This is a genomic window from Rheinheimera pacifica, from assembly GCF_900108485.1.
GTDB lineage: Bacteria > Pseudomonadota > Gammaproteobacteria > Enterobacterales > Alteromonadaceae > Alishewanella > Alishewanella pacifica.
In genome coordinates this window covers 408,400-426,442 of sequence record NZ_FNXF01000001.1, presented here as the reverse complement: position 1 = coordinate 426,442, position 18,043 = coordinate 408,400, and the positions used below count along the sequence as shown (strand labels likewise).

Below are 18,043 nucleotides of genomic sequence, written 5' to 3'. Positions count from 1 at the left end.
GTCCTTATTGGTCCAGTTTTTTACGCGCTTTCATTAACCGCTCGCGTTTGTACTTTTGCAGCGGCGTTTCAGTGTTCTTTTTCGTTGGTGCAAACGGGTTTTCACCTTCGCGGAACTCAATGCGAATGGGCGTGCCCATCATTTGCAGTGCCTTACGATAATAGTTCATCAGATAACGTTTGTAGGAATCTGGCAGGTCGTCTACCTGATTACCATGAATTACGATCAGCGGCGGGTTGTAACCACCGGCATGGGCGTATTTCAGTTTTACCCGACGGCCATGCACCAAAGGCGGCTGGTGATCTTCCTGCGCCATTTTCATAATACGGGTTAACAAGGCGGTGCTGTGGCGCTTGGTAGCAGAATCAAAAGCTTCTTCCACCGATTCAAACAGGTTACCGACACCAGAACCATGCAATGCAGAAATAAAATGTAGCCGGGCAAAGTCGATAAAACCTAAGCGACGGTCCAGTTCGCGCTTAATTTCCTCTTTGATGCTGTCATTTAAGCCATCCCATTTATTCACCGCAATAACCAGTGAACGGCCGGCATTAAGCACAAAGCCTAAAATGCTTAAATCCTGATCCGAAATACCCAGGCGGGCATCCAGTACTAAAATCACCACATTGGCATCTTCAATGGCCTGCAGTGTTTTAACTACCGAGAACTTCTCTACCATATCGTCAATTCTGCCGCGGCGGCGCACACCGGCAGTGTCTATCAGGGTATATTCGCGCTCGTTGCGTTGCATAGGAATATAAATAGAATCGCGCGTGGTGCCGGGCATATCGAACACTACCACCCGTTCTTCACCCAAAATGCGGTTAGTTAGTGTAGATTTTCCCACATTCGGCCGGCCAACAATAGCCAGTTTAATATGCTCGCTACGCAGGCGTGCAGCTTCGGCGTCAGCTTCTTCTTCGGTAAGGGTTTCAAGTACCGGGCCTTCTTCCGGTTCAACTTCGCCGGCCAGCAGCTTTTGCTGCTCTTCGCTTAATAATGGAATTAAAGCCTGGTTTAATAACACCGACACACCACGGCCATGGGCAGCAGCAATGGCGTACACCTCGCCCAAACCTAAACTGTAGAAGTCTGCCACTGCGGTATCAGCATCCAGGCCATCGGTTTTATTGGCTACTACAAATACCTTTTTTTCCACTTTGCGAATATGCGCAGCAATGGCTTCATCACCTACGGTAGCACCAACACGGGCGTCAACCATAAACAGCACTACGTCAGCTTCATCTATGGCTTTGAGCGACTGCTCTGCCATTTCTACTTCAATGCCCTGCTCGTTGCCATCAATACCACCGGTATCGACCACAATAAATTCCAGCCCTTCATACTTTACCGAGCCGTATTTACGGTCGCGGGTCAGGCCGGGAAAATCTGCTACCAGCGCATCACGGGTGCGGGTTAAGCGGTTAAAAAGTGTCGACTTACCGACATTGGCTCGCCCTACCAGGGCAACGACAGGCAACATTATGTGAACCTCAAAAATAACAAAACAGGCCCGATACAGGCCTGTTTAAAACTTTAACCGCTGTTAACGGTTTAAGGCGTTTGTAATAAGACTAGCTTACCATTGCGGCTTTGCACCAACACATAGCTGCCATTGCTGACCGCTTCGGTGTAAAAACCAGAACTATTCATACTCTGGCGCGCAACAAAATCACCGGTTTGACGATTCACCCAGTGCAAATTGCCTTTGTTGTCGCCTATAACCAGGTAGTCTTTATATACAGCAGGGCCGGTCAGATAATGTTTGTTAAGGCCAAACTGCGACCATTTTTCTGAGCCACTGCGTACATCCAGAGCATATATACGGCCTACAGAATCCACCAGATACAGCGTATCACCTGCCACCGTCATATTGCGGAAACTGGCGTAGTCGCGCTTCCATAACTGACGGCCGGTGCGAAGCTCCAGCGCTACCAGCTCACCATTAAAGGCAATACTGTATACTGTGCCGCCAACCACTAATGGCCGCGCGTCCACATCAACCAGACGGGATAAATCGGTGCTGCCTTTTGGCACGGCTATCGGTTCTTCCCATGCCTGATAGCCACGTTCGGCAATCAGCACACCAATATGGCCATTACCAGAACCGTATATTACACCACCAGCCTCAATTACCGGATCGCTGACGCCACGCAGAGTAAGCGCCGGCTGTTCGTTTTCAAACTGCCAACGTTCTTCACCTGTGTCCGGGTGCAGTGCCACCAGAGTACCGGCACCGGTCGCCACTACCACCAGGCCTTCGCCTACTGCAGGCCTGGCCAGTACTTCGCCTTTTACCTCTGAGCGCCATACCAGTTCACCATCCGCAGATAAGGCAACCACATCGCCGTTTTCAGTGCCAAAATAGATTTTGTCGTAACCGTAACTTAAACCGCCAGCGATACGGGCGTTATCGCCAGACCAGACATCACTAATGCCACGCCAGAACGAACTGCCGGCAGGTTTGCGCAAATCAAACTGCCATTTACGCTTACCATTTTCCAGGTTATACGCGGCAACCAGGCCTTCACGGCTGGCAGCGTATACGGTATCACCGACAATAATAGGTGTTAACGACGATTCATAATGCGCAACACCTGAACCTATACTGGTGCTCCATACTACATCAGGATCGATGCTGTTCTGTACCGGCGGTAATACCAGCTTTTCTTTGCTGGAACATCCGGCAAGTATAACTGCACTAAGCAGCAAGACCTGTTTTAACTGTAATTTCACGCTTACCTCTTTACACTGCAGTGACGTGCGCCAGCTCGTCCAGCTTGATCTGAAGCAACTGCTGATTTTGTCCTGCAGTTGCCAGCGCTTGTTGATAGGCTGCTTTTGCCTCTGGCAGTTTTTCTGCCAGTACCAGAATGTCACCTTTAAGTTCAGCCTGCAAAGAAGCAAAACTCGCTGGCATGGCTTTTTCCAGTGTTTTCAGCGCCGCATCATAGCTACCCTGTTCCTGTTGCAATTTCGCCAGACGCAGTTGAGTTACCGCCAGTAATGCCGGTTGTTTGGCATTAGCCAGTACCCAGTTCAACTGCTGTGTTGCCACATCATAGTTTTTAGCTGTTACTGCTTCTTTTGCCGTTATCAACGCCGCCAGCACAGCGTAATTGTCGCCTTTAGATCCCGCCACAAAGCTTTGCGCCTGAGTCAGCCAGTCTTCACTGCTGCCGGCTTCACGTTGTTGCAGTAACTGGTTATATGCCGTTGATGCCTGTTCAGCAGTGTTGCGCTGCTCGGCCTGGTAGTAACGAAAACCATATAATGCCGCCAGGCCCAGTACCACACCAGCGAGGATCGCTTTGCCGTACTCATGCCAAAAACGTTTAATTGCTTCTACCTGTTGTTCTTCACTGCTGTAAATTTCCACTGCGTTGCTCCGTTTTACGTCAAAGGCCCGTTATGCTGTAAGGGCCAGCGTATTCGCCAGTTCTGTTAATAAAATTGTTTGTTGCGGTTTGTCTTCACGTAACCATTTTACTGTGATTTCACCACGTGCCAGTTCATCTTCGCCGATGATCAATCCAATGGCCGCACCGGATTTATCAGCCCGCTTAATTTGTTTTTTCAGGTTGCCGCCGCCACAATGCACCATAATGCGTTTATCCGGCAAGCTGGCACGCAGCCTTTCGGCAACAGAAAGTACCGCAAGTTCAGCCTGTTCGCCAAGTGCCATCAGGTAAATATCAGCAACGGACGGCAGTGCAGGTAGTAACTGCAGTGTTTGCAGCAGTAACACCAGCCGCTCCAGCCCCAGCGCAAAGCCTACCGCTGGCGTGGCTTTGCCACCTAATTGCTCAACTAAACCATCGTAACGGCCACCGGCACAAACAGTACCTTGTGCGCCGAGTTCTGTAGTTACCCATTCAAATACGGTTTTGTTGTAGTAGTCCAGCCCGCGTACCAAACGTGGGTTTACGCTAAATTCAATGCCTGCTTGCGTCAGCAACTGCTTTAAACGGGCAAAATGCTCTGCTGAATCCTGGTCCAGATAATCTGCCAGCTTAGGCGCAGCAGCTAATATATCTGCCAGTGCCGGATTTTTGCTATCCAGCACCCTAAGCGGGTTGCTATACATACGGCGCAGGCTATCTTCATCCAGTGCAGCTTTATGTTGTTCTAAATAGGCTACCAGCGCATCACGATACGCGGCCCGCGCTTCGCTGGACCCCAACGAGTTCAGCTCCAGCTTTACATAAGGCGTTAAGCCCAGTTGCTGCCACAGCCGTGCACTTAGCATAATCACTTCAGCATCAATATCGGCACTGGCAATACCAAAAGCTTCCAGGCCAAACTGATGAAACTGCCGATAGCGGCCTTTTTGTGGCCGTTCATGGCGAAACATTGGCCCGGTGTACCATAGCCGTTGTTCCTGATTGTACAGCAAACCATGCTCATTACCGGCGCGTACGCAACAGGCGGTGCCTTCCGGGCGCAGTGTTAGGCTGTCACCATTGCGATCAGCAAAGGTGTACATCTCTTTTTCCACTATGTCGGTTACTTCGCCAATTGAGCGCTTAAACAGCTCGGTCATCTCAACAATAGGAAAACGAATTTCGCTGTAACCATAGCTGGCCACTGTCTGGCGCAGGGTCTGTTCAACATATTGCCAGGCTACAGTGTCCTGCGGCAGGCAATCGTTCATACCGCGAATGGCCTGAATTTGCTTCGACAAAATTAAACTTCCATCGGTTTGAGTTAAAAAACAGCCGCGATTATAGGCGTAACATGGCTAAACACCAAGCCTGTTGCCCGGCTTAATCCAGCTGACGCACCGCAATTTTTTGCTGCAGGTATTCACGTACCTGCTGTTCGAGCTGATCAGCCACCTGCTCATTGTCCAGCCGCAGCTTTTGCCGCTGGCCGTTAATGTAAAAACCACTTTTTTTACTGGCACCGGCAACGCCAAGATCAGACACCAAAGCTTCGCCCGGGCCATTCACCACACAACCTATCACCGACACGGTTAAAGGCTCGGTAATATCTTCCAGCCGCTCTTCGAGCTGGTTCATGGTTTTGATCACATCAAATTCCTGGCGCGAGCAGCTGGGGCAAGCAATAAAATTAATTCCGCGTGAGCGAATGCGCAGGGATTTTAAAATATCAAAGGCAACTTTTACCTCTTCAACCGGATCAGCCGCCAGTGATATCCGCAATGTATCGCCAATACCTTCAGCCAGTAACATACCCAGGCCAATGGCCGATTTTACTGCCCCGGCACGGGCACCACCGGCTTCGGTAATTCCCAAATGCAGCGGCTGCTTAATTTGCTGTGCCAGTAAACGATACGCGCCAACAGCCAGAAATACATCTGATGCTTTAACGCTGACTTTAAACTGATCAAAATTCAGCCGGTCGAGAATATCGACATGCCGCATGGCTGACTCTACCAGTGCCTGTGGCGTGGGTTCGCCGTATTTTTCCTGGATGTCAGCTTCAAGCGAGCCACCATTTACACCAATACGAATGGGGATATTGTAGTCCCGTGCGCAATCTACTACGGCACGGATACGATCTTCGCGGCCAATATTGCCCGGGTTAATACGCAGACAATCTACACCGTATTCAGCGACTTTTAGTGCAATGCGGTAATCAAAATGAATATCGGCCACCAGCGGTATCGGTGACTGCTGCTTAATCAGCTTAAAGGCTTCAGCAGCTTCCATGGTTGGCACTGATACCCGCACCAAATCAGCGCCAGCTTTGGCAATAGCCTGAATTTGGGCAACGGTAGCGGCAACATCGGTAGTGCGGGTGTTAGTCATAGACTGCACTGCTATTGGCGCATCACCACCAATCAATACGTTGCCTACCCGGATTTGCGTACTTTGACGGCGTTTAATAGGATTTTCTGCAAACATGCTTATTCTGACTCGGGAATAGTAAATTTGGCCACTCTGCCACCTGGAAAGGCTGACATATCAAAGGCTTGCTGATTAAAATTAATTCTCACCACACTAGGGTTGCCCAAAGTAATAACAAAAGGCGCCTTACCGGTAAGCTGCATAATATAACCTGCCTGCTTAGTACCATAAGCTACCCGGTTACCTTCAGCATCAACCACATCTATCCAGCAGTTTTCGCTAAAGCGCATTTCCAGTGTGTCCAGCTGCGGCACTTCAACCGCAGGCACCGGCTCTGTTGATGGTGGTACCAGTTGCTGCAACATTTCATTCAGTTGTTGCTCGGAAATGGCATTATCTGCTGCACTACCCATGCTAGCGGCTTGTTCATCTGTAGCCTGCGCGGCCGGCACTTCTGTTGTTGGCTGCGGCGATACTGGCTGGGTTCTGGCCTCAACTGGCTGGCTGGCTGGTATTGAGCTGCTATCTGCGGTATTTTCACGCGCGCTTTGCCACCACCAGACAAATAACAACACCAGCAACAACGCGATAATGGCATAAGTCAGCCACATAAAACGGTTTTCTGTCGCCTGATGGGCGGTACGATTAGAAAAGGTACGCATGGGTTTGGCAGTAGATGCGGCAGAACCCGTTTGGCGGCTAAGTGCGGCCATCAGTTCTGTTTCAGGCAGTTTCAACAAGCGACCATAAGCACGCACATAACCACGGGCAAAGGTTTCAAGAGTGCGGCCGTCGGGTTGATCCTGCTCCAGCCGCTCGACCTGCTCTGCTTTGAGGTTCAGCTGCAACGCTACCTGCTGTATGGTCAGTTTGCGCTGTTCACGCGCCTGACGCAGCAATTGGCCTACGCTGATCTCTGCTACTGTTTCATTTTCGGGTTCTTTATTCATTGTTCAATACTGGCCGGGTCGACAATATACACCTGCTGCCCAACCTTAAGCCTGCTTTGCTCGGTTAGATTGTTCCAGCTGAGAAACCTGTCCAGCCGGATGTTATAGCGATAAGAAATAGCAAACATGGTTTCACCGCTTGCTACCTGATGATAAGGCGAGCTGATATCCTGCTGGATAACCGCGGGCTTACTGGCCGGTTGCGCCGCCTGCAGTTGTTCAGGGCTAACCTCAGCCAGCCATATTTTTTGTCCGGCCTTAATTACTGAAGCCGGTGTTAGCTGGTTCCACTGCATCAGACTCGGCAAACGGATATTATGCTGCACAGAGATGGCATATAACGACTCAGCCTCTTTTACGATATGAAACGGCACGCTACTGGTTGCCGATGTTTCTGGCCCGGTCACTGACGCTGTTGCTGCATTAGGTGTCGCAGTTTCCTGCGGTAAGCTTACAGGCTGCGGTGCCGCTGTTGTTAGCGCAGCGCTATTTTGCGTTAAACTACCGGCAATAGCGCTGGTACTGTTATTCAGTGACTGAGCTGGCGCAGCAGCTGATGCTGGCGCTACGGCAGAGGGCACTGGCGTGGCTTTTTTAACGGGTTTTTGCGCCACCACAGCAGCAACCTGAGTATCTGCTTCAGCCGTTTTGCGTTTGACTATTTTCAACTTCGGGTTATCTACCGGCTGGGTGGGTACTTGTTGCTTTGCGCTGTCATCCGGCAACACAATATTGGCCATCAGGCTGTCTTTATAGCGCTCGCGCAGTTGTTCAAATTCGCTGTCAGCTAAACGGCCCTGCAACAATAACCGGGTTTCCGGCGAGTCCGTGTATAGCGTCAGCAATAACTGCTCAGCGCTTTGCATAGTGTCACGATCACCGCTTTTTTCGGCAATCAGGTAACTTAGCAATACTGTACGGGCAGAAACCCGGCCAAGGCGTGAAATACGGTCTAACTGGTTTTTCGCGGCGCGATTATCCCCCATAGCGTAGGATAATCCGGCTTGCATAGTCAGCGAGGTAATGCGGGTAGTGTTATGGCTGACGGAGCTGTCCAGATAGGTTTTGGCTTTACTGAAATTATTTTGCTGCAACTTACACAACGCCAGGTTTTCATAGCTGTCCGCTACGCGAATATAACCTGGCCGGCTAATCGCCTTTAGCAATAACTGCTCGGCTTCATCATAGCGATGCAGCTGGCACAAAAAAGCACCGTAGTTGTTATAGGCATCAGCATAATTAGCGTCTTTCTGGATGGCCAGGCGAAAATACTCTTCCGCCTGTTTGTCTTCGCCAACACTTTGATAATAATATGCCAGAGCACTGTGCACTTCAGCTGAATTAGGCGCGAAGCTGCGGGCCCGTTCCAGATTATATTTAGCTTGCGAGGTGTCCCCCCGGCGCAGGTAGTTCAGACCCAGCGAAATGCGGGTGCGGGCGGCTTCTATATTGTCAAAGGAGCGATCTGACACTGGCTTATCACTACCGACATAGGTTTGCTCTGACACACATCCGGCCAGTGCTAAAACACTACACAGTGCTACACCAATGAAAAATCTCTGCTTTAACACGCGCCCTTCCTTGCTTTATGGCAGCATTTTTACTGCTATAGGTTGGCCTTTCTGCTGCTTTTTGATCAATCGTTTTGTTCTGTCGATCACATCGCCAACCAGCTGGCCGCAAGCGGCGTCAATATCGTCGCCGCGGGTTTTACGTACAATAACAGTAAAGCCGTATTCTTGTAAGACTTTGTTAAATCTGTCAATCCGGGAATTGCTCGAACGCTTGTATGGTGAACCCGGATAAGGGTTAAACGGGATCAGGTTAATTTTCGATGGCGTATCTTTCAGCGCATGCGCCAATTCGTGCGCCTGCTCCATGCTATCGTTCACACCATCCAGCATGACGTACTCTACGGTAACCTTATCATTGGCCTTCGAGTTTGCAACATAACGCCTTGAAGCAGCTAAGAATTCTTCCATCGGGTACTTGCGGTTTACCGGTACCAGTTCATTACGCAACTCGTTGTTTGGCGCGTGTAACGAGATAGCCAGCGCCACGTCAATTTTATCACGCAGTAAATCCAGCGCAGGCACCACACCAGAGGTGCTTAAGGTTACGCGGCGCTTTGATAAGCCAAAGCCGAAATCTTCCAGCATTAATTCCATTGCCGGTACCACGTTGTTCAGATTAAGCAATGGTTCGCCCATGCCCATCATCACCACGTTAGTAACCGGTTTGTCGCCGGTATCGCCATAACTACCGATGATTTGCGCCACGCGCCACACCTGGCCAATAATCTCTGCCACGCTAAGGTTACGGTTAAAGCCTTGCTGCGCGGTAGAGCAGAACGAGCAGTCCAGCGCACAACCCACCTGAGATGACACACACAGGGTGCGGCGGTCTTTTTCCGGGATCCACACCGTTTCTACTTCCTGGCCACCACTTAAGCCCATAACAAACTTAATGGTGCCATCACTGCTGTCTTGGCGCGTTACGACTACCGGCGCTTCTATCACACAACGGGCTTTAAGTTTTTCCCGCAATACTTTATTGATATTGCTCATCTTATCGAAATCATCGATACAGAAGTGGTAAATCCATTTCATTACCTGATCAGCACGAAACGGCTTTTCGCCCATATCGACGAAAAACTGCTGCATTTGCGCACGGGTTAAATCAAGTAAATTAATTTTGTTTTGCTGCTCAGTCATTTGCAGAGCGCTCCTTACCACAATAAACAATAGCCATAAAACACTGTACCAACATGCACTAAGGGGGGCTGTTGCCCCCTTAGTCCGTTACCGCAGGCGATTAACGCTTAACGGGTACGGGCACACAGCTCAGCTTCAGTGAAGAAGTAAGCAATTTCACGCGCGGCAGAAGCGGCAGCGTCTGAACCGTGCACAGCATTTTCGTCGATGCTGGCGGCGTAATCAGCACGTAAAGTACCGGCTAACGCATCTTTCGGGTTAGTAGCACCCATGATTTCACGGTGTTTACGCACAGCGTCTTCACCTTCCAGCACTTGTACCATTACCGGGCCAGAGGTCATAAAAGACACTAAAGCACCAAAGAATGGACGCGCGCTGTGCTCAGCATAGAAACCTTCAGCTTGCTCTTTGCTTAAGTGTAGCATTTTAGCGGCAACGATACGTAAACCGGCAGACTCAAAACGGTTGTAAATAGCACCAATTACGTTCTTGGCAACAGCATCCGGCTTGATAATTGAAAAAGTACGCTCTAACGCCATAACAGGCTCCTGATTAAGTGGGTAATTAAACTGAATGATTCAAATTTAAGGCGGCAAATTATACGCTAGTTGCAAAAAAAAACCTATTTTTGCTGACAAAAAAGCCGCGAACTTAGGTATTGAACCTTCAGTATCGCGGCTGATTATGACAATGACGTGTTTAAAAGCTGGCAACCACTTTCACACTGCTATCAACACTGGCGCTACTGATATAGCCAATAGCGCTGCTGTCGGCAGCAACAGCGGCTTTAACCGCAGCATCATCAGCCAGTTCTTTCGGTGGTGTGCCCTTACCGGTAAATACTAACTTTGACCAGTAGGCCTTTAGCTGGGCAGCGGAGCGATTCAGCACTTTGCTGTCAAACTCATCACGTGCTGCCGTACCTTCGGCCATATTCAACGGCGTGGCTTTGCTGCCATCGGCAAAACTGCTGGCCCGGCCTAAAAACAAACGGTTCAAATCATCTGCTGACACCGCATTGGCATTGGCCGGGTTAACCACTACAGCAATATCTGCAATAGCCGCGCCGGATAACAGGGTTGCCAGCAACAAGACTGTTTTAATTGTACGCATAAGGCCCCCTTAAAATACCAAATCTACGCCAAACGCCAGTACATCCTGACGCAGATCAGCGATTTTATTATCTTCAGAGCTGTACTGCAGTTTAAACGCCGCTGAAGGATGGAAGTCGTAACGTAACCCCAGATTGTAAGTGGTTGCTTTACGGGCCTGGCTTTGCACTATGCCCGCTACCGGCAATAACAATTGTGGTGGCAATGTTGCCAGGTAAGGGGCGTATATTTCTGTTTTGGCCTCATTATCTTCTTTCTCATAAGAGACATAGGGCGTTATGCTATCAAAACGATGACCAACCGATACGTAGAAGTTTTTCTGATCGGCAATAAAACTATTGTCTACTTTTACCGTGGTGTACTCGGCCACCAGCAGCCAATCGTCTTTGTCAGCAGTAAAACCGACGCCGAAAAAAGCACCATCTTCTTCGTTAATATCAATCTCGTTTACTAGCGCACCAAAACCCGCACCGGATAAACCTGCAAAAAAATCGCCAAAAGTAACACCGGGCTGTAACTGGGCGCTTTGAGCATCAATGGTTACCTTGCCCCTCAAATAGGCAGCACGCAGGCTGTACCAGTCGCGACCCAACTCCCAGGCCACGCCCAGTACATTTTTTATCTCGGCATCAACATTATTGCCGCTGACTGTGGCATCGCCATCGTAAGCTCCGGCAATTAACTGCAGGTTAGAATCAAAGCTGCCTAACTGCGTGGTGTGGTAAAAAGATATACCCTCAATATTATCAAAGCCTAAGCCATAAACGCTTTGTGGTACACGTAGCCAGTCGTAGGCGTAACCCACATCGCGAAAGTCAGAGTATTTATAAAACGGCGTGCGTAAACGGCCAGCATTAATACGTATTTCGTCAGTAAGCTGATAACTGATAAAAGCCCATTCAAATTCAACATCGAAGTCTTCTGCACCGCGCCCCATTAGCTGCGCAGTAACAGACAGCTTTTCACCCAAATCTGACATTAGCTGTACAGCAAATAAACTCTCATTTTTAAAGTCCAGGCTATCATCATAACCATACAGGGTGTCGTCGCTGTCCAGTGTTATACCGGCTTTAATTGACGCAAAGCCATTTATAGTCAGATCAGCATACGCCGGTGCGATCAGTAAGCTTGATAATGTCACCGCTATCAGAGATTTTTTTAACATAGTTACTCCGTCTGTTATCGTTGTCTTCCAAATCCTAGCCTAACCATCATTAATCACCAGCAAAGCGCTGGTTTTATTGAGTAAGAACAGATTATTGGCATAAAAAAACGGCCCTGCGGGCCGTTTCGTTACCAAGGCAGGTAAATCAGTGGCCTTCGCTGACCATATTGACGGTGTACTTTGGAATTTCTACCACCAGGTCTTCATCAGCAATACGCGCCTGACAGCCTAAGCGTGATTCAGGTTCCAGGCCCCAGGCTTTATCCAGCATATCGTCTTCGAGTTCTTCACTCTCATTTAGTGAATAAAACCCTTCGCGCACGATAACGTGGCAGGTGGTGCAGGCGCAGGATTTTTCACAGGCATGCTCTATCGAAATGCCGCTGCGTAGCGCCACATCCAATACCGTTTCACCAGCTTTGGCTTCAACTGCGGCACCATCAGGGCACAGCTCGGCATGGGGTAAAAATACGATTTGTGGCATTTGTTATACCTCGTCCACGTTATGGCCTGTTAACGCACTACGGATTGATTGATCCATGCGCCGGGCGGCAAAGTCATCAGTTAATGTGTTGGTATGCTCAATCGCCGCTTTAATAGCCGCGGTATCATCACCTTGTTTTACCTCTGCGAGGGTTGTCAGCGCCTGGTTAATATTGGTCAGCTCCTGCGCACTTAATAAGGCCGCATCGGCTTTAAGCGCTTGTGACACCGCTTCCAGTACCCGTTCGGCTTCTACCTGCTGTTCACGTAATAACCGCAGCTGCATATCCTGGCGCGCATACTGCATCGAGCCTTTTAGCATAGTGGCAACCTGGTCATCACTTAAACCATAAGAGGGTTTGACCTGAATGTTGGCCTGCACACCAGTAGATTTTTCCTGTGCGGTAACACTTAATAAACCGTCGGCATCTACCTGAAAAGTAACGCGGATATGGGCACCACCGGCTGGCAGTGGAGGTATGCCACGCAGTTCAAACCGCGCCAGTGAGCGGCAGTCTTCTACCAGCTCACGCTCGCCCTGCACCACATGCAGTGCCATCGCCGTTTGGCCGTCTTTAAAGGTGGTAAATTCCTGTGCCCGCGCTACCGGTATTACAGTGTTACGCGGAATAATTTTTTCGGTTAAGCCGCCCATGGTTTCAAGGCCGAGCGATAGCGGGATCACATCCAGTAGCAGCGTATCGCCATCGGCTTTATTGCCTACCAGCACATTGGCCTGAATAGCTGCGCCTATTGCCACCACTTTATCCGGATCAATAGAGGTAAGCGGTTCAGTGGCAAAAAATGTGGCCACTTCAGTGCGCACCAACGGCACTCGGGTAGAGCCGCCAACCATCACTACTTTAACAATTTCATCGCTGGTTAAACCAGCGTCGCGCAGCACCTGGCGACAAGCGCGAATGGTTTTTTTAACCAGCGGTGCTACCAGCTGTTCAAATTCTGTTTTGCTTAGCGTACCGCTGAATTGGCGGCCTGCCACAGGCAAAGAAAAATTGACCGTATCGCTGTCGGTTAACTGCTCTTTAATGCTGCGCGCTGTGGTTAAATACTGCCGCATTGCCTGATGTGATAACTCAGCTTCACCGGTATGTTGCTGCAAATAGCCGACAATAGCATGGTCGAAATCATCACCACCAAGGGCTGAGTCACCGCCGGTGGCCAATACTTCAAACACACCACGGCGTAAACGCAGGATAGAGATATCAAAGGTGCCGCCGCCTAAATCGTATACTGCAATCACACCTTCCTGGCCGGAATCAAGGCCGTAGGCCAGTGCTGCTGCTGTGGGTTCATTTAGCAGGCGCATCACATTTAAACCGGCCAGTTTGGCGGCATCTTTAGTGGCCTGGCGCTGGGCGTCATCAAAATAGGCTGGTACGGTAATTACCACGCCGTTTAATTCGCCACCTAAGGTTTCACTGGCCGTGTTAGCCAGCGTGGCCAGAATTTCGGCCGATACTTCCACCGGGTTTTTTACGCCCTGCACGGTATTAATGGCAACTAAACCTTGCTGATCGATCAGCTGATACGGCACTTTGTCTTTTAACGCCAGGGTTTCGTTGTAACCTTTACCCATCAGGCGTTTTACTGACACTATGGTGTTTTCAGCGTCATTTATCGCTGATGCCATGGCAGCATCACCTACCACCACGCTATCTGCGGTATACCGCACCACCGACGGCAGCATATCGCGCCCTTGGCTGTTAACCAGCGTTCTGGCTTCGCCGCTACGTACTGTTGCCACCAGTGAGTTGGTGGTGCCAAGGTCAATACCGGCCGCCAGCTTGTGCTGATGCGGCGCAGCGCTTTGTCCGGGCTCTGCGATTTGTAATAGCATAGTGTTGTTTAGTCTTGTAGTTGCTGTTCTATCAGCTCCAGCTCTTGCTGCAGCTTAAAGAAGAATTTTAGTTTACGGATCAGGTCTGCTGCCTGTTGATCCTGCTCAGCGGTTTCACTGTCTAACGCCGTAGCCAACTGCTGTAACAACTGTTTTTTCTGCTGCTGCAACTGGCGCTCTATAGTGTCAATAACCGCATCGGGATCGGCGCTCTGGTCTATTTCAGCCAGTTGCTCGCGCAGCTCCATTTGCTGCATTAAAAACAGCGGATCAGTAAAGCTGCGCTGCTCGTGGCTTATTTTTAAACCGCGCAGTGCCAGCAAATGTTCTGCCCGCATTAATGGCTGCTTTAAGCTGTGATAAGCATCGTTAATATTGGCAGTTTGTTGCACGGCCAATAGTTTGTCCCGCTCCGAACCGCTACTGTGCTGATCCGGGTGGAACTGCTTTTGCAGCTTAAGATAGCGCGACCCCAGCTCAGTTAAGTCGAGGTCGAACTTCGCCGGCAGATTAAACAGCTGAAAGTAATTCATCCGGCCCTTAGATGTTTAAATTAGTTACTTGGATTAAGTACTTAAACAGTAAAGCTTTCGCCACAACCACATTCGCCGTTAACGTTCGGGTTGTTAAACTGGAAACCTTCATTCAGGCCTTCTTTAACAAAGTCCAGCTGGGTGCCGTCTATATATACCAGGCTTTTACCGTCGACAATCAGCTTCAGGTCGTCTTGTTCAAACACCTGATCATCGTCGTTGAGCGTATCGACAAACTCCAGTACATAAGCCAGGCCCGAGCAACCGGTAGTTTTAACACCTACCCGTAAACCCACGCCTTTACCACGGTTTTGCAAAAAGCTGCGTACCCGCTCGGCGGCTGCCGTTGTCATCGAAATAGCCATAGTATTTAGCCTCCGTGTTTTTGCTTATAATCAGCAATCGCTGCTTTAATGGCATCTTCTGCCAGAATAGAGCAGTGAATTTTTACCGGTGGCAGCGCCAGCTCCTGAGCAATGTCAGTATTTTTAATTTGCTGCGCTTCGTCCAGGCTTTTGCCTTTTACCCACTCTGTTACCAGAGAGCTGGAAGCAATAGCACTGCCACAGCCGTAGGTTTTAAATTTTGCATCTTCGATGATGCCAGCAGCATTAACTTTAATTTGCAGCTTCATTACGTCGCCACATGCTGGTGCACCTACCATACCGGTAGCAACAGTGTCGTCATCTTTATCAAATGAGCCAACATTGCGCGGGTTTTCGTAGTGATCGATTACTTTATTACTGTATGCCATGATAGTTACCTCAATGTGCAGCCAGTGCGCTTAGTGCGCAACCCAGGCCACAGTGTTTAAATCGACGCCGTCTTTGTACATGTCCCACAGTGGTGACATTGCACGCAGTTTTTCAATCGCCTGGTGCACAATTTTAATCGTGTGATCAATCTGCTCTTCGGTAGTATAACGGCCGATACTGAAACGGATAGAACTGTGTGCCAACTCGTCACTCATACCCAGGGCGCGCAGCACATAAGATGGTTCCAGGCTGGCTGAAGTGCAGGCAGAGCCTGACGATACGGCGATGTCTTTTAATGCCATAATCAGCGACTCACCTTCAACATAGTTAAAGCTGATATTGGTAATATGTGGCACGCGCTGTTCACGGTTGCCGTTTAAAAACACCTGCTCAATATCTTTTACGCCGTTTAACAGCCGATCGCGCAGCGCAGTAATACGCTTAATTTCGTCGTGCATTTCCAGCTTAGCTAAACGGAAGGCTTCACCCATGGCGACAATCTGGTGCGTTGGTAAAGTGCCTGAACGCATACCACGTTCATGGCCGCCACCGTGCATCTGCGCTTCTAAGCGGATACGGGGTTTACGCCGCACAAACAAGGCGCCAATACCTTTAGGGCCATAAGCCTTGTGGCCGGAGAACGACATTAAATCTACTTTCAGCGCTTGTAAGTCAATATCCAGCTTGCCTGCAGCTTGTGCCGCATCAACATGGAAAATAATACCTTTGCTGCGGCACAGCTCGCCAATGGCAGCAATGTCCTGCACCACACCAATTTCGTTATTAACAAACATTACGCTAATTACTGATGTATCCGGGCGGATAGCCGCTTCCAACATCGCAACAGTAACCATACCATCGGTTTGCGGCTCAAGGTAAGTTACCTCATAGCCTTCACGCTCCAGCTGACGCATGGTGTCCAGCGTGGCTTTATGTTCGGTTTTTACCGTAATCAGGTGCTTACCTTTTTTACGGTAAAAATCGGCAGCGCCTTTAATGGCCAGGTTATTTGATTCGGTAGCACCTGAGGTGAATACAATTTCGCGTGGATCAGCATTTACCAGCTCTGCAATCTGGCTGCGGGCAATTTCTACCGCTTCTTCTGCCTGCCAGCCAAAACGATGCGAACGCGACGCCGGGTTACCAAACTCGCCGTCCATTGTTAAAAACTGCATCATTTTCTCTGCTACCCGGGCGTCGACCGGGGTAGTTGCAGCGTAATCCAGATAAATAGGTAGCTTCATTATTTGCTCCGTGTTGCCTACAGCTGGCAGCTGACTTCGATATCAGTTGCCGGATTCTTTACAATACGGCTGTTTTGCCGTTTTGCCAGGTATTGTACATCTTGCTTATTTACCAGCTCGCCCAGCGTAATGCCGGTAAGAAAATCTTCAATGCGGTGACTTAAATCACTCCACAGAGTATGGGTTAAACAACGGGTACCGCTGTGGCAGTCAGATTTACCCTGACAGCGGGTAGCGTCTACCGACTCATCCACCGCGCTTATCACATCTGATACTGAAATACTGCCAGCCTCACGGCCCAGCTGATAACCGCCACCCGGCCCGCGCACACTGCTAACCAAACCCTGTTTACGTAAGCGGGCAAACAATTGCTCAAGATATGACAACGAAATACCCTGACGCTCTGAAATATCAGCCAGTGGCACCGGCCCGGTTGCTGTGTGTAAGGCTACATCCAGCATAGCCGTTACCGCGTAGCGGCCTTTCGATGTTAATCTCATGCTTTGCTCCCTGAAAACAATGGCGCCATTGTACATTCCCGACTGTTTTAGTCAAGTATTAATAACCTACTGCATTAGTCAGGTATTCAGGATTAAGGTTCCGTTAGATGGTTGGATCAAAGGCCTCTACGTCACGTTTGCGCTCTTGCGCCGCGCGCTGTTCCGCTAACTTAAAGTCTTCTTCTTCAATATTCACTGTCGGTACTTCTTCACAGACATTGCCACCGAGCTGATTGACGCTGTGGCACAGCTCACCGACTTTGGTATCCAACAGTTGAATATGGTCCAGCATACGGCCTATAGCATTGGCAACCGGATCGGGGTTATCTGCTGCCACGGCATAGGCGTCAAAACCAAACTTTTGTGCCAGTTGTTTGCGCTCTGCACTGACCTCAACATCGGCTTTGGCCACAATACGGCCCGGAATGCCAATTACGGTGCTACCTGCCGGTACATCTTTTACCACTACGGCATTAGAGCCGATGCGGGCATTTTCGCCCACTATTAACGGACCCAGCACCTTAGCACCGGCACCAATAACCACCCCATTACCTAAAGTGGGGTGACGTTTGCCCGGGTTCCAGCTGGTGCCGCCCAGTGTTACGCCATGATACAGGGTAACGTCATCACCAATTTCAGCCGTTTCGCCAATCACCACACCCATACCGTGATCGATAAAAAAACGCCGGCCGATTTTGGCACCTGGATGAATTTCAACACCGGTAAGCCAGCGGGCAATAGTGCTTAAAAAACGTGCCAGCCATTTCCAGTTGCCGCTCCACAATTTATGACAGACACGATGCCACCAAATGGCATGCAAACCAGGGTAAGTGGTTAATATCTCAAAGCTGCTACGTGCAGCCGGATCGCGTTCAAACACACTTTTGATATCTTCTTTGATACCAGCAAACATGCG

Annotated in this window: 19 protein-coding genes; all 19 read right to left on the bottom strand. The window is 49.7% G+C overall.

All coding sequences use genetic code 11. The features are described 5' to 3' along the window. Positions 1–4: 4 nt before the first annotated feature. A complete protein-coding gene (der, locus tag BLW68_RS01900; RefSeq protein ID WP_092789579.1) occupies positions 5–1,483 on the bottom strand; it encodes a ribosome biogenesis GTPase Der in 1,479 nt (492 codons plus the stop codon). A gap of 71 nt (positions 1,484–1,554) precedes the next feature. Beyond that, positions 1,555–2,736, bottom strand: a complete 1,182-nt coding sequence (gene bamB / locus BLW68_RS01895; protein WP_092789577.1) for an outer membrane protein assembly factor BamB — start codon at positions 2,734–2,736, stop codon at positions 1,555–1,557. Between the two features lie 10 nt (positions 2,737–2,746). After that, positions 2,747–3,379, bottom strand: coding sequence for a YfgM family protein (locus tag BLW68_RS01890; protein WP_092789575.1), 633 nt, complete (start codon positions 3,377–3,379; stop codon positions 2,747–2,749). 30 nt (positions 3,380–3,409) lie between these two features. Beyond that, positions 3,410–4,684, bottom strand: coding sequence for a histidine--tRNA ligase (gene hisS / locus BLW68_RS01885; protein ID WP_092789573.1), 1,275 nt, complete (start codon positions 4,682–4,684; stop codon positions 3,410–3,412). A gap of 82 nt (positions 4,685–4,766) precedes the next feature. Further along, positions 4,767–5,870: a flavodoxin-dependent (E)-4-hydroxy-3-methylbut-2-enyl-diphosphate synthase gene (gene ispG, locus BLW68_RS01880; protein ID WP_092789571.1), complete on the bottom strand. Its 1,104-nt coding sequence runs from the start codon at positions 5,868–5,870 to the stop codon at positions 4,767–4,769. Positions 5,871–5,872: 2 nt separating this feature from the next. After that, positions 5,873–6,763 (bottom strand): RodZ domain-containing protein, encoded by an 891-nt coding sequence (locus tag BLW68_RS01875; protein ID WP_092789569.1) that lies wholly within the window; start codon positions 6,761–6,763, stop codon positions 5,873–5,875. Next, the gene (gene pilW, locus BLW68_RS01870) at positions 6,760–8,334 is read right to left on the bottom strand and encodes a type IV pilus biogenesis/stability protein PilW (RefSeq protein WP_092789567.1); all 1,575 of its coding nucleotides are present in this window, start codon (positions 8,332–8,334) and stop codon (positions 6,760–6,762) included. Before pilW ends, BLW68_RS01875 begins: the two co-directional genes overlap by 4 nt. A gap of 15 nt (positions 8,335–8,349) precedes the next feature. Beyond that, a complete protein-coding gene (gene rlmN, locus BLW68_RS01865) occupies positions 8,350–9,477 on the bottom strand; it encodes a dual-specificity RNA methyltransferase RlmN (protein WP_068228348.1) in 1,128 nt (375 codons plus the stop codon). Positions 9,478–9,584: 107 nt separating this feature from the next. After that, positions 9,585–10,016, bottom strand: coding sequence for a nucleoside-diphosphate kinase (gene ndk, locus BLW68_RS01860; RefSeq protein WP_092789565.1), 432 nt, complete (start codon positions 10,014–10,016; stop codon positions 9,585–9,587). 160 nt (positions 10,017–10,176) lie between these two features. Further along, positions 10,177–10,590: a type 2 periplasmic-binding domain-containing protein gene (locus tag BLW68_RS01855; protein WP_092789563.1), complete on the bottom strand. Its 414-nt coding sequence runs from the start codon at positions 10,588–10,590 to the stop codon at positions 10,177–10,179. A gap of 9 nt (positions 10,591–10,599) precedes the next feature. Then, positions 10,600–11,754, bottom strand: a complete 1,155-nt coding sequence (locus tag BLW68_RS01850; RefSeq protein WP_092789561.1) for a porin — start codon at positions 11,752–11,754, stop codon at positions 10,600–10,602. A gap of 145 nt (positions 11,755–11,899) precedes the next feature. Continuing rightward, positions 11,900–12,238 (bottom strand): ISC system 2Fe-2S type ferredoxin, encoded by a 339-nt coding sequence (gene fdx / locus BLW68_RS01845; protein WP_068228343.1) that lies wholly within the window; start codon positions 12,236–12,238, stop codon positions 11,900–11,902. Positions 12,239–12,241: 3 nt separating this feature from the next. Further along, a complete protein-coding gene (hscA, locus tag BLW68_RS01840; protein ID WP_092789559.1) occupies positions 12,242–14,095 on the bottom strand; it encodes a Fe-S protein assembly chaperone HscA in 1,854 nt (617 codons plus the stop codon). Positions 14,096–14,103: 8 nt separating this feature from the next. Beyond that, positions 14,104–14,628, bottom strand: a complete 525-nt coding sequence (gene hscB / locus BLW68_RS01835; RefSeq protein ID WP_068228337.1) for a co-chaperone HscB — start codon at positions 14,626–14,628, stop codon at positions 14,104–14,106. Between the two features lie 41 nt (positions 14,629–14,669). Beyond that, entirely contained in the window at positions 14,670–14,993 is a 324-nt protein-coding gene (gene iscA / locus BLW68_RS01830; protein WP_068228334.1) for an iron-sulfur cluster assembly protein IscA, read from the bottom strand. A 5-nt stretch (positions 14,994–14,998) separates the two neighbouring features. Beyond that, positions 14,999–15,382 (bottom strand): Fe-S cluster assembly scaffold IscU, encoded by a 384-nt coding sequence (gene iscU / locus BLW68_RS01825; RefSeq protein ID WP_068228332.1) that lies wholly within the window; start codon positions 15,380–15,382, stop codon positions 14,999–15,001. A 30-nt stretch (positions 15,383–15,412) separates the two neighbouring features. Continuing rightward, entirely contained in the window at positions 15,413–16,627 is a 1,215-nt protein-coding gene (locus BLW68_RS01820; protein WP_092789556.1) for an IscS subfamily cysteine desulfurase, read from the bottom strand. Between the two features lie 17 nt (positions 16,628–16,644). Beyond that, positions 16,645–17,127, bottom strand: a complete 483-nt coding sequence (iscR, locus tag BLW68_RS01815; RefSeq protein ID WP_068228327.1) for a Fe-S cluster assembly transcriptional regulator IscR — start codon at positions 17,125–17,127, stop codon at positions 16,645–16,647. 103 nt (positions 17,128–17,230) lie between these two features. Next, the gene (gene cysE, locus BLW68_RS01810) at positions 17,231–18,040 is read right to left on the bottom strand and encodes a serine O-acetyltransferase (RefSeq protein ID WP_092789554.1); all 810 of its coding nucleotides are present in this window, start codon (positions 18,038–18,040) and stop codon (positions 17,231–17,233) included. Positions 18,041–18,043 lie beyond the last annotated feature (3 nt).